This window comes from Collinsella sp. AM24-1 (assembly GCF_003470325.1).
In the GTDB taxonomy this organism is placed as follows: Bacteria; Actinomycetota; Coriobacteriia; order Coriobacteriales; family Coriobacteriaceae; genus Collinsella.
Window position 1 is genome coordinate 1 of sequence record NZ_QRHM01000010.1, and the last position, 14,833, is coordinate 14,833.

General features: G+C 60.8%; 13 protein-coding genes and 1 riboswitch. Of the genes, 7 read left to right on the top strand and 6 right to left on the bottom strand.

The annotated features are described in order from the left end of the window. The first annotated feature begins 678 nt into the window (after window positions 1-678). Together DW661_RS05260 and DW661_RS05265 are read left to right on the top strand one after the other, a co-directional pair. Window positions 679-873: a hypothetical protein gene (locus DW661_RS05260; protein ID WP_118934886.1), complete on the top strand. Its 195-nt coding sequence runs from the start codon at window positions 679-681 to the stop codon at window positions 871-873. Between the two features lie 11 nt (window positions 874-884). After that, the gene (locus DW661_RS05265) at window positions 885-1,241 is read left to right on the top strand and encodes a hypothetical protein (protein WP_118934889.1); all 357 of its coding nucleotides are present in this window, start codon (window positions 885-887) and stop codon (window positions 1,239-1,241) included. Window positions 1,242-1,284: 43 nt separating this feature from the next. Here the strand turns inward: DW661_RS05265 and DW661_RS05270 are convergent, their stop codons facing one another. From DW661_RS05270 to DW661_RS05290, 5 genes are all read right to left on the bottom strand, one after another. After that, on the bottom strand, window positions 1,285-2,520 hold the full coding sequence (locus tag DW661_RS05270) for a hypothetical protein (protein WP_118934891.1): 1,236 nt from the start codon (window positions 2,518-2,520) through the stop codon (window positions 1,285-1,287). A 182-nt stretch (window positions 2,521-2,702) separates the two neighbouring features. Beyond that, on the bottom strand, window positions 2,703-4,517 hold the full coding sequence (locus DW661_RS05275; RefSeq protein ID WP_118934892.1) for a hypothetical protein: 1,815 nt from the start codon (window positions 4,515-4,517) through the stop codon (window positions 2,703-2,705). 381 nt (window positions 4,518-4,898) lie between these two features. Continuing rightward, on the bottom strand, window positions 4,899-5,264 hold the full coding sequence (locus DW661_RS05280; RefSeq protein WP_118934894.1) for a hypothetical protein: 366 nt from the start codon (window positions 5,262-5,264) through the stop codon (window positions 4,899-4,901). Between the two features lie 8 nt (window positions 5,265-5,272). Then, window positions 5,273-5,363, bottom strand: a riboswitch (SAM riboswitch). A gap of 301 nt (window positions 5,364-5,664) precedes the next feature. Further along, window positions 5,665-6,651 (bottom strand): hypothetical protein, encoded by a 987-nt coding sequence (locus DW661_RS10235; protein WP_118934896.1) that lies wholly within the window; start codon window positions 6,649-6,651, stop codon window positions 5,665-5,667. 123 nt (window positions 6,652-6,774) lie between these two features. Then, the gene (locus DW661_RS05290) at window positions 6,775-7,428 is read right to left on the bottom strand and encodes a transcriptional regulator (RefSeq protein ID WP_117647522.1); all 654 of its coding nucleotides are present in this window, start codon (window positions 7,426-7,428) and stop codon (window positions 6,775-6,777) included. 277 nt (window positions 7,429-7,705) lie between these two features. Here DW661_RS05290 and dpaL point away from each other — a divergent pair, with 277 nt between their 5' ends. The 5 genes from dpaL (at window position 7,706) to hydA (ending at window position 13,924) form a co-directional block, all read left to right on the top strand. Next, complete coding sequence (dpaL, locus tag DW661_RS05295) at window positions 7,706-8,920, top strand: diaminopropionate ammonia-lyase (RefSeq protein ID WP_117797442.1); 1,215 nt, start codon at window positions 7,706-7,708, stop codon at window positions 8,918-8,920. Between the two features lie 72 nt (window positions 8,921-8,992). Further along, the gene (locus DW661_RS05300; RefSeq protein WP_118450491.1) at window positions 8,993-10,378 is read left to right on the top strand and encodes a YgeY family selenium metabolism-linked hydrolase; all 1,386 of its coding nucleotides are present in this window, start codon (window positions 8,993-8,995) and stop codon (window positions 10,376-10,378) included. A gap of 201 nt (window positions 10,379-10,579) precedes the next feature. Beyond that, window positions 10,580-11,782 (top strand): knotted carbamoyltransferase YgeW, encoded by a 1,203-nt coding sequence (gene ygeW / locus DW661_RS05305; protein WP_055252229.1) that lies wholly within the window; start codon window positions 10,580-10,582, stop codon window positions 11,780-11,782. Between the two features lie 150 nt (window positions 11,783-11,932). Then, on the top strand, window positions 11,933-12,547 hold the full coding sequence (locus DW661_RS05310) for a nucleotidyltransferase family protein (protein WP_117655005.1): 615 nt from the start codon (window positions 11,933-11,935) through the stop codon (window positions 12,545-12,547). Window positions 12,548-12,556: 9 nt separating this feature from the next. After that, window positions 12,557-13,924 carry a dihydropyrimidinase gene (hydA, locus tag DW661_RS05315; RefSeq protein WP_118934898.1) on the top strand — a complete coding sequence of 456 codons (1,368 nt, stop codon included), beginning with the start codon at window positions 12,557-12,559 and terminating at the stop codon, window positions 13,922-13,924. A 79-nt stretch (window positions 13,925-14,003) separates the two neighbouring features. Here the strand turns inward: hydA and yqeC are convergent, their stop codons facing one another. Further along, window positions 14,004-14,741, bottom strand: coding sequence for a selenium cofactor biosynthesis protein YqeC (yqeC, locus tag DW661_RS05320; RefSeq protein WP_118934900.1), 738 nt, complete (start codon window positions 14,739-14,741; stop codon window positions 14,004-14,006). Window positions 14,742-14,833: the final 92 nt, after the last annotated feature.

A 14,833-nucleotide genomic window follows, 5' to 3' on the forward strand; every position in this document is an offset into this window, starting at 1 on the left:
TGAGTCCTGAGGCTGTTGCAATGAAGATGAGAATCAAGGCTCAGAATTCGGGGCCTGCGATATCGGTATAGTCCATTTACCGATGCTTGTCTCAGTTTAATTGGGCGGGTAGAATAAAGTCGACGGCAGCCCAAGTAGTGAAGAGCTGGGCAGCGCCGTTGCTTGGTCAAGAGGTCAGTGCCTTAATGGCAGCGACTTGTCATGCTTCGAATGCTGCTTGAGTGCCTCGGAAAGTTCGATAAGCGCCGTGAAGAGCAAGACCAAAGCAACCAAGAGCTCTGTGAGCTCTGATGGGCCCGGGATGACCGCTGATTCAAGTCACCGGGCCTCAATTTTTATCACATGCATTCGAATAGAGCGGGCGGGATCCCTTGGGTCCGTCTGTGTGGCGCGTGCCTGGTGCATGGCATTGCACCCCGCTTTTGTGTCCGCACGGGCGCCTATCCTTACGGCAATGTAGCCGCTTATGTAACCAAGCGGCAGGCAACGGAGAAAGGCCCTAACCGTGTCAGCTGAAAAGACGCCGTGTATCTCGGCTATCGATACGACGAACTTTGCGCGCCAGATTGTGCTGGACTTTGAGTTTGCGCCGGTGCCAAGGCAGCGCCAGCGCCGTGACACCGGCGCAATGAGATTATCGAGGTCGGCGCTGTCAAGCTCGATTACCACGGCAACGTTATGGGCGAGTTCTCGCAGTTTGTGCAGACGGAATTTACCGAAGGCGTTGTGTTTCCCGTCCGCGAGCTTACGGGGATATCGGCCGTGGACACCGCGATGGCCGATCCGCTCTACACGGTGATCAAAAGGCTCAGCGATTGGATTGGTCGCTACTCCGCCCAGGTGGTTTGCTGGAGCGAGGCGGATCGTCGATAGCTCTTGACCGAGTGCCAGGCAAAGCAATCGATCTTTCCGTATTTCCTACGGACTGGTCCGACCTGCAGGCGTTTTACACCTCGATCATGGACGTGGGCAGCCACGGGTGCGTCTCTTTGAGTGACGCGGCAGCGTGGTTTGGCATCGAGTTCGACGAGTCGACGGGCCATGCCCACAGTGCCCTAGCCGATGTGCGCGTGACCGCCAAGCTGCTCAAGCAGATGATGGAGGGGGACTATCACGTGAGCCCGCACGCCCAGGAGATCCGCCAGCGGTGGGGGATGGGCGAGCGAGCTCAGACGCGCCTTTCCAGCAAGTGCCCCGAGCTGGGCGACCTGCAGCTGAGGTTGAAGGCGGAGGGGAGATAGGCGGCGTTGGCCGTCTGCATGGCGCGTGGCCTGTCGCGTATCGCTACTCTTCCTGCCGCTTGGCAGGCAGGATGTAGACGTTCTCGGCGTCCACGGCGATCTGCGTGGGGCGGTTGTAGAGGGTGTCTACTTCCATTACGCTCTGCTTGAACGGTGCGACGTCAGGCGTCTTTGCCCGATGGAGCTTTTCGAGGAGTTTCTCGGATTGCCTGTCGTTGAATCTGCCGATGTCCTCTCCTGCACCCTCGAGTGCCTCGTCGATGAGCGTATGTTCGCCCACGGGGGTCTTTGCGATGGCGTGACCGAGCAATTTGCCCGCGGACGCGATGCCGCCCAGCAGTGCCGCATCGACGGTGTCGGCAGTTCCCGCCTCGAGGGCGTCGTAACACTCGGTGTAGAGCTCGCGATACGCAATCGAATCGGCCTCGATCTTCGCGGTGGCGTCCGCGAGCTTTGCGGGCTCGAAGTTCTGGGCGAGCATGGGTTCGAGGAACAGTGAGAACGCGTGGATGTAGGTGGCGAGCTGGCAGTCTTTGAGGTAGTCGAGCACCTTGTCGAGGCGTCTGCCCAAGCCGTCTCGCACCTCGATGAACCCTTTCTTTTTCAGATCCGCTTGCGCCTGCGAGCGGAAGAGTTCCATGTCCTGCGCGGACGACTGTTTGATGTCGAGCACCTTCATATGGGCGTTTGCCATGTAGGTGGCGTTGCCGTAGTTGAGGCCGTAACCGTTGAGGATGTCTGCGAGCGTCTTGAGGTTGCCACGCATGTTGGCCTTGTCGCGCTGACGCATGTACTCGAACATCTCGTCGACGGACTCCTGGATGGAGTCGAGCTTTTGGTTTATCTGCGCGATTGCGGCTGCCATGAACAACGACGTCGGGTCGTAAGGCACTTGAGTGACGCTCGTGGCGATGTCGCCCTCGACTACGTGGAAGCGCGCCTGTCCAAAGCCCTTGGCTGCGTCGCGGTAGCCCCCTGTGAGACCGCTGCCGTCCTTGAATGAGTTGAGTTTCGACGGATCGAGCGGGTTGCCAAATTTGTCAGTCGCCTGGAGCAACGTGGGTACGCTCACCGTGTTAGTGACGGTGCGAAACATCGAGGGGAGCGAGGTGAACGCCACGCCGAGCTGGGGAATTCGCTCGAGCGGCAGCTTGATGGCGCCGGAGATGTCCGCCCGCTCCTGGGTGAGCGCGAGGTGGATTTTGGTCGATGCGAGCTGTTTTGCCACGAGTTCCTCTCGGCCGCCGTCCGTTGAGGGTTTGATCTCGTTGTCTGCCATAGCGTGCTCCTTGTTTGCGTTGATCGCCGTGGGCATTATCTCATTGCTAGGTGGCTTGCCAGAGCGGGGTAGAGACCGAGCGTCTGGCAAAACTCGTTAACTGATTGCATTTCAGCGGATTGGGTTGATTGCAAGAGAAGGACGGCTATCCATCTGCCCTTCCCAGTTGAGTTCGCTTTGAGCTACTGTTCGTGCCTATGCTGCTTGGGCTCAAGCCTTCTCGCTGCCGCGAAGCAGGCCGTGGCCGCCATGGCTAATGCGATGCTGGCCATCCAAGCGGAGTCGCCGGTTACGGCGAGCTTTGGTTCATCGGTTGTCGTGTGTCCCGACCTTTTTGTAGACGCCTCGTCGGCGTCCTTTTCAGGAGTGGCAGGATCACTTTTGTTGTCGCCGGGTGAATCTACATCGGTCTTGCCGCCCGCCTGCTCCCCTTGGGCCTTCCCCTCCACGGTGAAGGATGCATCGGTCGCCGTCCCGTCCTTCCAGACGGCCGTGACGGTGTGTCCGCCGGCGGCAAGCGTGTCCAGGTAGGCCGGCTTGAGCTCGATAATCGTGCTGCCCTTGGTTGCGGTGTAGTTCTCAGTGGAGGCCTCATTTCCGTCCACGAGGAGACGCGTGAACTCATCGAGAGGACCGCTGAAGCGGAAGGTCAGACCGTCCTCGTTGCCCTTTGCATATGCCTGCCCGTTGCCCTTGGTGGCGGCATACAGCGGGGCGGTCACGTCGAAGGTGACGTCCTCCGCGTCGTCGACATCAAAGGTCCGGACGCCGGTCTTGCCGTTACGCTCGGCGTAGGCGGAGCTGTAGACGAAGGTCTCATGACCCGCCTTGTCGAGGACCGCGAGGGCATGGATTTCAAACGAGCCCATCGAGAGCGACGTGGGGAACTCGATTTCGATATAGCCTCTTGCCGCATCGTAGCTGCAGCTCAACGTTTTACGGGCCTTTACAGAGTTCGGGTCCTCGACATAGCCGGGGTCGCCGAGAATCGGGGAGACAGACTTCACGCCGTCCGCGTCGCCTACATTGCAATAGATGCGGAGGAGCCCGCCGACAGGGACTCTCTTCGCGGAGATGGAAACGTTCGAGACCGTGGGCGGGTTCCGGTCGATCGCGCTGCCGGTCACCTCGAAGCACAGCTCGCTCGGGTCGGCAACCGAGAAAGTCGCGCCCGAGATGCCGTTGGCCCTGGCGTAGGAACTCTCGTACACATCGGTCTCGAACCCTAGGTCATCGGTGACCGAAAGGCCGATCAGCCTGTGCCTTCCGATCCTATTGCTGTCGAATGTGAGGTCGAACCCGTCGATAGACGAGCCTCCGTGATAATAGGCCGACGAAACGGAGCAGCCGTCGTCCTTATCCTCCCAGCCCCGCTGCAGTATGGGGGAAACGGAGCGAACGCCGTCCGGGTCCGCGACGGACCAAGAGATGTGGAAGTCGGCGCCGGTCGCGACCTCCCTGCTCGAGAGCGACACGGAGGACACGGTCGGCGGGTTCTGGTCCGCGGGCCCCTCGGTCACCTCATAGACGAGGGGGCTGGTGGCGAAGGTCGGAGAGTTGAGCCCCTTCTCCTCGGCATACGCCGCGTCGTAGACATCGGTAACCCATCCAAGGCTATCGGTCACGCCGAGGCCGATGATCCGGTACCTGCAGGGCCGGTCGCTCGGGGAGGTGGGGATATCGAAGCCCGCGGTCGTGTCGCCGGTCGACCGGAAGGCGAGGCGGGAGCTGTTGCCCTGGTCCCCGTCATCGCTATCGACGACGACCTCGACTATCGGCGTGACTGACCGCACCCCATCGGGGTCGTCCACATCGTAGCCGACATGCAGTGTGGAGCCGGCCGTGACTGTCGTCGCGGATAACGTCACGTTGGAGATGCTGGGCGGGTTCGGGTCCGACGCAGCGAGGGCGGTTGAGGGCAAAGCTAGCGCTACGGCGGCGGACAGCGGGACGAGCAGGCTAAGCGCGAAGCGCCTGGAGAATTTCAAGGAGGTCATTGACGATGCCGATCTTCCATAATTGTTGCAACGATACCAGTATATCTTTGGCCCACGCTAGCCTGATGTTCTTTCCGCGAACGGCTCGTTAGTTTAGAGACGGCGTATGGACGCCCGTCTCGTCCAAGTTTCTCGTAAGGGCGATTATGAGGGCATGAAGAGACTTTCTCGGAACAATCAATTGGGGATATCAAAGAAATGCTGGACGCCGCCCGATCGCTCAATGCCTTTGAGGCGAAATGCGGCGCATCGGCTACGTTGTTGAGATCATTTATCGAGCGATACGTCATTCCAGCCGAGGCCACCATCATGAGGCTTCTGTTCCTACGCCCCCGCAATCCCGCGGGCCGCACTCAACAGCTCATACTCCCTCTGGCTCCACTAGTACAGCTCGGCCGTGCGTACGGCGTCGCGACACAGGTCCAGAAACACCTCAGCTCCCTCGTAGAAGCACTCGCGGGCAAAGTCACCCGAGCCGCTTGCAACACACACGCCGTCGGCAAACAGCTTCCAGCTGGACGGCTCACGCGAGTCGTCTCCAAGCAGCTTGATTTGCAACACATGCGGGTCGCCGGCAACGCAGAGCTCTTCTTCGAGCTTCTGCACCGTAAAGCGCATCTGGTGGGAGAGACTACTCTTGACCATGGCCGAGGCATAGCCGTTCGGCTTGTCCAGAAGATGCATTCTTTTTGGTTTGACGACCAGATTGTGGAAGTTGCGCTCGCTGCGCACAGAGAAATTGTCCATACGGACTCCTTTCATCGATGTTGGCAGGGCCACCGTGACTCTTGGCCGGTTGGCGTCGGGATCGTGGAGCCAACTCTCTACCCCGACTCTGGATAAAACGCGCCCGCTCCTTGCAGGCAAGAGGAAGTCTATCAACGTGTACGGACAGAAACCAACGCCATCCGCGAAATGACGCGCGGATGGCGTTGGTTTCCCAAGTGATTATTCGGCTTTCATTCGGAAAAGTGTCGAAATCAGCCGTGTAAAAGTACGGAAAAGTGTCGAAATGGGCACCTTAAAACTTCGGAAAAAAAGTGTCTAATTCGATAGGCAAATTATCCGGAAAAGTGTAGCTGGATGACAAAACAGCACTTAGAAGCCGGTGCTGGATGCGGGATCCTGCGGCCGCCTTCAGCTCTCGCTACTCGTCGTCTCCGTCGTTGGGGTCGCCCTTGAGGGTGTTGATGTCCAGGTACTCGTTATCGTCCTCTTTTTGCTGGGTCTCCGACTCCGCTTGGGTGGGGCCGGAGAACAGCCGGAATCCCTCAAACGCAATGACACCGAGCAGGGCAATGACAATGGCGATAAAGGCAACCTTGACTGCCTGCGGAAATTCCGAAAAACGCAGAGACTTTTCCTCGGCGTAATAATCGGCGAAGCGCTCTTCGCCCGTGCTTTTGGTATACGCCGGTGCGGACGCGGCCTCCGGGTCATATTCCGGTGCAGGCGTGGCGGCGTACGGATCGTTGAGATAATCGCTCGATGTGGTGCCATAATCCTCGGTCTCGATGCGACCGGCGTCAGCATAGCCATCGGAATAATCGGAATATGCCGCACCGCCCTCATAGCCCGCGGCGCTCGTGTTGGCGGCAAAAAGCGGATTAACTGGAACGTCGAGCGCCGGCATGCCGGTAGAGGTCTCATCCAGATCGGCTGCAGCCCAGGAATCGTAGGCAACCTGATGGGCAACGGGCTCATCGAGCCTTGTGACCGGAGGCTTGCGTGCCGCAGGAACAGGCAACTGCCGGGCGCTGTACATAACGGTGCTGTCGGCCGATTTGCCCTGCGTCGCTGCAGCGAGAAACGCCGCCGTCTCGGACGGGTCGCTTGCGGGGCGGGGAGTGGGCGTGGGCGCCGAAGTGGGTGTGGGCGCAGACGCGGGCGTCGAAACAGGCGACTGCGCAGGAGCCGGCGCAGATGCGGGCTTAGGCGCAAGTGCGGGATTGGGGCTTGACGGGCGAGCCCCGCCGCCCATGAGTTCGTCGGCGGTCCACGGGCGATCATCCATCACGTCGTCAAGGCTCAGCGAAAACAGGTCGTCTTCACCCTCATCGAACATGCGGTGCACATGTCCACCAATTGCCGGAATCAATCCGCGACCGGTGCATGATGCCTTGCTCAACGCCATTCTGTTCCACCCTTTCGAAATACTAATGACATCGATTATATGGAACTTCCCAAGCGGCTCGGTCTTGGATTCGAGCTTTCCAGAACTCGCGCCCAAAAGGGGAGGGGCAATCTAGGCGAGTGCCTACTTGTCGTCGGCCGCCGCCTTGGCCTCATTGAGGTAGCTATAGAAGCTGTACTTGGAGATGCCAAAGAACTCGCAGGCGCGTTCGCTCGACTTGGAAATGAGGAAGGCGCCGCGACGGTCGAGGTAGCCAATGGCACGAATGCGCTCGTCTTTGGTCATGAGTGCCGCGGGCTTGCCCACAAACTGTTCGCACTCGTGCAGCAGGTCCTCGAGCAGGTCGCCGATGTTCTTGGTAATGGGCTCGGGCTCGGTGTAGCCCGTGCCGCCGGTGCCGGTAAAGGCGTCGAGCGAACGCTCAAAAGCCTTCATAAGCGTAATGTCAAAGTTGATGCCCAAAATGCCGACGGGCTTGCCCTCATCGTTGCGGATAAAGATGGTCGAGGACTTGAGCAGCTTGCCATCGGCGGTTTTGGTGAGGTACGGCTCGCGGTCGTGCACGTCGGCGGTGCCCTCGTGCATGGATTCAAGCACAATATGGCTGGGGCCGTCACCCAGTTTGCGCCCGCTGACGTGGCCGTTTTCGATCACTACGATGGAGCGGTCCACGTCCTCGGTCTCCAGGTCGTGGACGACGACTTCGCAGTTGGGGCCAAATTGGAGCGCCAGGCCGTGTGCAAGGCGCTTGTAGAACTCAATCTGTGCGGGGGTCATGGGTGCCTTCCTAAAAATTAGTTTGGGCTCACTGTGCCATAAACCCCACTTGTTCGCAAATAACGAAAGCGTCGCTGTGTTATGTGACCGTTCGGCGGCGAAAAGGTACCGATTACGGCAACAAACAATTTGTTAGGTTTTCCAATCAAAAAGTGTGATAGAACAGTGCTAACAAACTTTTTGTTTGGCATCCACATAAAAGTTCAGCCGTGTGAATGGGATCGGGCTGAAACGCGTATGCGGGGGCCGGCAAGAGAGGACTTAAGGAGTTCACCGTATGGCCGATAAGATCCAGTGGGCGGGCAACACGATGCCCAAGAGCGATGATAAGCACTTGGGAATCATGAGCCTCGACCACGTGAAGAAGGCCCGCGCCTTCCACCAGTCGTTCCCCCAGTACACCGTTACTCCGCTTGCCCGCCTGGACGGCCAGGCCGCGCGCCTGGGCCTGTCCAACCTGTGCGTTAAGGACGAGAGCTATCGCTTTGGCCTCAACGCCTTTAAGGTCCTGGGCGGCTCGTTTGCCATGGCCAACTATATTGCCGACGAGACCGGCAAGGACGTTGCCGAGTGCACCTTCGATTACCTGACCTCCGATCAGCTTGCCAAGGACTTTGGCCAGGCCACCTTCTTTACCGCCACCGACGGCAACCATGGCCGCGGCGTGGCATGGGCTGCCAACAAGCTGGGCCAGAAGGCCGTCGTGCACATGCCCAAGGGTTCCACCAAGCCCCGCTTCGATAACATCGCCGCCGAGGGCGCCACGGTGACCATCGAAGAGGTCAACTACGACGAGTGCGTGCGCATGGCCGCCGCCGAGGCCGATGCCTGCGAGCGCGGCGTTATCGTTCAGGACACCGCCTGGGAGGGCTACGAGAAGATCCCGTCCTGGATCATGGAGGGCTACGGCACCATGGCTTCCGAGGCTGCCGAGCAGCTGCGCGAGATGGCCATCAACCGCCCGACGCACGTCTTTGTTCAGGCTGGCGTGGGCTCGCTGGCCGGCGCTGTGGTGGGCTACTTCACCAACCTGTATCCCGATAACCCGCCCACCTTCGTCGTGGTCGAGTGCGCGCCTGCCGCCTGCCTGTACAAGGGCGCTGCCGCCGGCGACGGCAATCCGCGCATCGTGGACGGCGACATGCCCTCCATCATGGCCGGCCTGTGCTGCGGCGAGCCCAACATCCTGGGCTGGGATATCCTGCGCAACCACACCACCGCCTTCGTGTCCTGCCCCGACTGGGTTACCGCTCGCGGCATGCGCACCCTGGGCGCTCCCGAGAAGGGCGACCCGCGCGTCATCTCCGGCGAGTCCGGCGCAGTGACCACCGGCCTGGTCGAGACCCTCATGCTCGATCCCGAGTACGCCGAGCTCAAGGAGCTCATCGGTCTGGACAAGACGAGCTCCGTGCTCTGCTTCTCCACCGAGGGCGACACCGATCCGGATCAGTATCGCCGCATCGTCTGGGAGGGCGAATACCCCACTTGCTAATACTGGGCGGAGTAAATAGGTATCGCTCCGCCACCTCACAGGTAGATTCCTTCGTTTGAAAGGTTATGAACAATGGCTAAAGAACTCGATTTCGACGCTATCAAGGCTGCTGCTGAGTCCCACCGTGCTGATATGACGCGTTTTCTTCGCGCAATGATTAGCCATCCCTCTGAGTCCTGCGAGGAGGGTGAGGTTGTCGCCTGCATCAAGGCCGAGATGGAGAGCCTTGGCTATGACGAGGTCAAGGTTGACGGCCTGGGCAACGTCATGGGCTTTATGGGCGAGGGCGACAAGATCATCGCCATCGATTCCCACATCGACACTGTCGGCATCGGCAACATCGAGAACTGGGATGCCGATCCCTATGAGGGCTACGAGACCGACGAGATCATCTACGGCCGCGGCGGCTCCGATCAGGAGGGTGGCATGGCTTCTGCTACCTACGCTGCCAAGATGATGAAGGACATGGGCCTCATCCCCGAGGGCTACAAGATCATGGTCGTCGGCACCGTCCAGGAAGAGGACTGCGACGGCATGTGCTGGCAGTACATCTACAACAAGGACGGCATTAAGCCCGAGTTCGTCATTTCCACCGAGCCCACCGACGGCGGCATCTATCGCGGTCACCGCGGCCGCATGGAGATTCGCGTCGACGTTCACGGCACCTCCTGCCACGGCTCCGCTCCCGACCGCGGCGATAACGCCATTTACAAGATGGCCGACATCATCGCCGACGTCCGCGCCCTCAACAACAACGGTTGCGACGAGTCGACCGACATCAAGGGCCTCGTCAAGATGCTCGATCCCAAGTACAACCCCGAGCACTACGAGGATGCCCGCTTCCTGGGCCGCGGCACCTGCACCGTCAGCCAGATCTTCTACACCAGCCCCAGCCGCTGCGCCGTGGCCGATTCCTGCGCCATCTCCATCGACCGTCGTATGACCGCCGGTGAGACCTGGGAGTCTTGCCTGGACGAGATCCGCAACCTGCCGGCCGCCAAGAAGTACGGCGACGACGTGAAGGTCTCCATGTACATGTACGACCGTCCGTCCTGGACCGGCGAGGTCTACGAGACCGAGGCTTACTTCCCCACGTGGATCAACAAGGAGACCGCTCCGCACGTCAAGGCCCTCGTCGACGCCCACAAGGCCATGTTCGGTGACGAGCGCATCGGCTGCGAGCCCAGCATGGACAAGCGCACCGGTCGTCCGCTGTGCGACAAGTGGACCTTCTCCACGAACTGCGTTTCCATCCAGGGCCGCTACGGCATCCCCTGCGTGGGCTTTGGCCCGGGTGCCGAGTCTCAGGCTCACGCTCCCAACGAGGTCACCTACAAGGACGACCTGGTCACCGCTGCCGCCATGTATGTTGCCGCTCTGAACCTCTACGATCCCAGCAAGGCCGACGGCGACGCCACCGTGTTCCGCGCTGGTCTGACCAACAACAAGATCGACTAGTCCCATTCCTCGATTTTGTTGAGCCGGGGACAGCCTATGCCCCCGGCACCTCCTGTTGACTTGGGGCCCGCAGTCGTTATCTCCCATGCTTCCTCAACGGTAGCGGGTCCTCGTCATAGCGCTCTGCATGTTCTAGCCACACGCGCATGCCGGAGCACATCTACTCATTGCAATCGTTTCATCTTTGGAAAGGATATTTACATGGACGCCAAGTTTACCGAGCTCGTCGAGCAGCTGAACGGCCTCGATTTTAAGGGCATGTACGGCAGCGATTTCCTGCACACCTGGGACAAGACCACCGATGAGCTCAAGGCGCTCTACATCGTCGCCGACGCCCTGCGCGAGCTGCGTGAGAACAACGTTTCGTCCAAGATCTTCGACTCGGGCCTGGCCGTCTCCCTGTTCCGCGACAACTCCACCCGTACGCGTTTCTCCTTCTCTAAGGCCGCCAACCTGCTCGGCCTTGAGCTGCAGGACCTGGACGAGAAGAAGTCCCAGATCGCTCACGGCGAGACCGTCCGCGAGACCGCTACTATGATCTCCTTCATGGCCGACGTCATCGGCATCCGCGATGACATGTACATCGGCAAGGGCGACGCCTACATGGCCGAGGTCTCCGAGTCTGTCCAGCAGGCCTACGAGGACGGCGTTCTGGATCACCGTCCCACGCTCATCTCCTTGCAGTCCGACTCCGATCACCCCACGCAGTCCTCTGCCGACATGCTCTACCTCATCAACGAGTTTGGCGGCCTTGAGAACCTCAAGGGCAAGAAGGTTGCCGTCACCTGGGCCTATTCGCCCTCTTACGGCAAGCCGCTGTCCTGCCCGCAGTCGCTGATCAGCCTGCTGCCCCGCTTTGGCATGGACGTCACCCTGGCTCACCCCGAGGGCTACGACCTCATGCCCGAGGTCGTCGAGCGCGCAAAGGGCTATGCCGCCGAGTCCGGCACCACCTTTAAGCAGGTCAACACCATGGCCGAGGCCTTCGAGGGCGCCGACATCGTGATTCCCAAGAGCTGGGCTCCGTTTGCCGCCATGGAGAAGCGCACCAACCTGTACGCCGAGGGCGACGACGCCGGCATCGCCGCGCTCGAGAAGGAGCTGCTCGCCCAGAACGCCACCCATCAGGACTGGTGCTCCACGACCGAGCTCATGGAGAAGACTGCCAACGGTCAGGACACCATCTTTATGCACCCGCTGCCTGCCGACATCTCCGGTGTCTCCTGCGAGCACGGCGAGGTCAACGCCGACGTCTTCGACATGCACCGCGTGGGCATGTACAAGGAGGCCAGCTACAAGCCGTACGCTATCGCAGCCATGATGTTCCTGCAGAAGGTTGCCGATCCCGCCGCTACCCTCAAGGCCCTCGACGAGCGCAACACCGCCCGTTGGTTCCAGGCCTAAAGCCGGGTTGAGGTAAGCCATGTAAAGGGGGCGCTCTGCCAACCGGCGGGGTGCCCCTTTTTTGCATCGCGGGCGTGCGGGATAAGCGCCTTCGATGTGGATGCCCGCGGCGCGAGTTATGGGTACGATGGTTTCAGGGGAGGTATCACCATGAAACTTGGTTGCGTGATTATGGCTTCGGGCGAGGGCAAGCGGTTTGGCTCTAACAAGATGCTTGCCGATATCTATGGCGAGCCGCTGATTGCCCGGACCATCGATTCGGTTCCCCGGGGCTTTGACGTTGTGGTTTCGACGCGTTGGCCCGAGGTCGCCCAGATTTGCGAGGACAAGCATTGCCCGTATGTGCTGCACGATGGCAAGCTCAGGAGCGAAAGCGTCCGTGCGGGCCTTTCGTGGGGGGTCGATCGCAACTGGAAAGGCTGCCTCTTTTTGCCGGGCGACCAGCCGCTCGTGAGTTCGGATTCTTTTGAGGCCATGGTTCGCGCGTTTGATGAGCGTGGCCGCAAGTATCCGGTGCGTCTTGCGTGCAACGGTGAGCCTTCGAGCCCGGTGCTCTTTCCGGCGGAACTGTTCGATGCACTTATGTGTCTTGAGGGTAAGGACGGCGGCGGTTCGATCCTCAAGGACCGTACCGACGTGGTGCTGGTCGAGGCGCGTGCCTACGAGCTGTGGGACGTCGATACCGTCAAGGGACAGCGACGCATAACGGAGCATATCGCCGCCTGCTCGTATTTTGATCGCGTGGCCAACTGCATCAATCAATAAGGAGCAATTATGATTATCATCAAAAACGGCGCACTCGTGACGCCCCAGGGGCTTCGCCGCGCCGATCTTGCCATGGATGGCGATAAGATCGTACGGATTGCCGCGGCGATTGAGCCGGCCGAGGGCGATACCGTCGAGGATGCTGCGGGCTGCTGGGTGTTCCCGGGCTTTATCGATGGGCACACGCACATGCAGTGCTGGACCGGCATGGATTGGACAGCCGATAGCTTTGAGACCGGCACGCGCGCGGCTGCCTGCGGCGGCACGACGACCATTGTGGACTACGCGACGGCCGATCGCGGCGTGACCATGCCCGATGCCTTGGTCGAGTGGCATCATCGCGCCGACGGCACCTGCACGGCCAACTACGCTTTTCATATGGCACTCGCCGAGTGGAATGAGCGCAACCGCGCCGATCTTTCGGCCATGCGCGAGGCGGGCGTATCGTCGTTTAAGACCTACTTTGCCTACGACCACCTGCGCTTGGACGATGCCGAGACGCTCGAGGTGCTGGAGGAGCTCAAACGCGTGGGCGGCATGCTCTGCGTGCATTGCGAGAACGGCACGTTGGTGAATGAGCTGCAGAAGCGCGTGTACGAGCAGGGGATTCATGGGCCCGAGGGGCATGCGCTCAGCCGTCCGGACGTGTGTGAGGCCGAGGCCGTGAGCCGCCTGCTGTATCTGGCGCACCTAGCCGGCGACGCACCGGTCAACGTGGTGCATCTTTCGACCAAGCTGGGGCTCGAGGCCATTCGCGCTGCCAAAGCGCGCGGGCAGAAGAACATCTATGTCGAGACCTGTCCTCAATATCTGATGCTCGACGATACGCGCTACTTGGAGCAGGGCGAGGACGGCTTTGCGGGCGCCAAGTATGTGATGAGCCCGCCGCTGCGCCATGCCGGCGACCATGCGGCACTGCGCGAGGCGCTTGTGGCCGGCGAGATCGATACGATTGCGACCGACCACTGCAGCTTTAACCTGCACGGGCAAAAGGACCGCGGGCGCGATGACTTCCGCGCGATTCCCAACGGCGGGCCCGGTGTGGAGCATCGCCCCGTCGCGATCGCTACGAGTTTTGAGGGACAGCTGGGCCCCGAGGATCTGTGCCGCTTGATGAGCGAGAACCCGGCGCGCGTCTTTGGCATGTATCCGCGCAAGGGCTGTCTTGCCGAGGGCTCCGATGCCGACGTGTGCGTGTGGGATCCCAAGGCGCGCTGGACGATTAGCGCCGCGACGCAGCATCAGGCTGTGGACTATACGCCGCTCGAGGGCTTTGAGGCGCACGGCCGCGCCAAGGCCGTGTTTGTGAACGGCGTGCTGGCTGCGCGCGACGGCGAGCCCACCGGAGCCCAACCCGGCCGCTACGTGCCCCGCTAACGGGAAGACCGCCGGGGTAGCTAATTTGGGAGATGATTTTTTGGGACGGGGTAGCAAAAAGAGCCCCGTCCCAAATTTGCTACCCCTGGAGGCTGGTGGCGATGAGGGGGCGGCCGAGGGCTGCCTCGAAGCAATCTGCCATCGTTGGATCGGCAAGCGTGTCGACTTGGTTGAGCATGATGCGGGCATTGTCGAGGTTCAGCATCTGCAGCTCGGCATTGAGCACCATGGCGACGCGCTCTGGGGTGGCAGCGTCGGTGGGCTCGCAGCCGCAGCGCTCGCAGAAGAGCTCGGGGCGGTGGACAACCTTGGCGACGGGCTTGCCCAGCCCTGAGGCGCCGACGACCCAGACAACGTTTGCCGTGGCGGCGGGAATTACCGGCTCCCAGGCGGCATGCGCCTTGAGCGGGAGTCGCTTGCTGCCATCTGCCTCGGCCAACACATAGTCAAAGCGCTGCGCCAGCTGGTCGAGCGGCTCAGCGGGGGCGGAGAGCTTGCCTGTCTCCGGGTCCAAGACGCCTGCCTGGCAGATGCTTCCGCGCACAAGGCCCGCGCAGGCCTCGCAGGTGCAGCCGGGGGCGTGTAAGGCACCTGGCTTCCAAGGTGCGGCGTCCAGGCGACGATTCGACCCGTCCCATGGCACGCCGGCAACGGGAAGCATATGCGTGGTGGTACAGAGGAGCACGCGGCCGCCAGCGCGCATGAGCTCAAGACCCAGCGTCTTGAGCAAGGTCGACTTGCCGCCGCTGCCGATAATCGCGGTAATGCCCGGCTCGATCCTGAGCGCCGAGGCAAGATTGCCGCTAACCGTTTCCATCTGTTCACCGCCGTATAATACTGTGATAATAAATAATCATCAGAGTAGCGGTCGAACCGCTTTTGCTCTGCTCAAACCGTAGCACAGGGAGG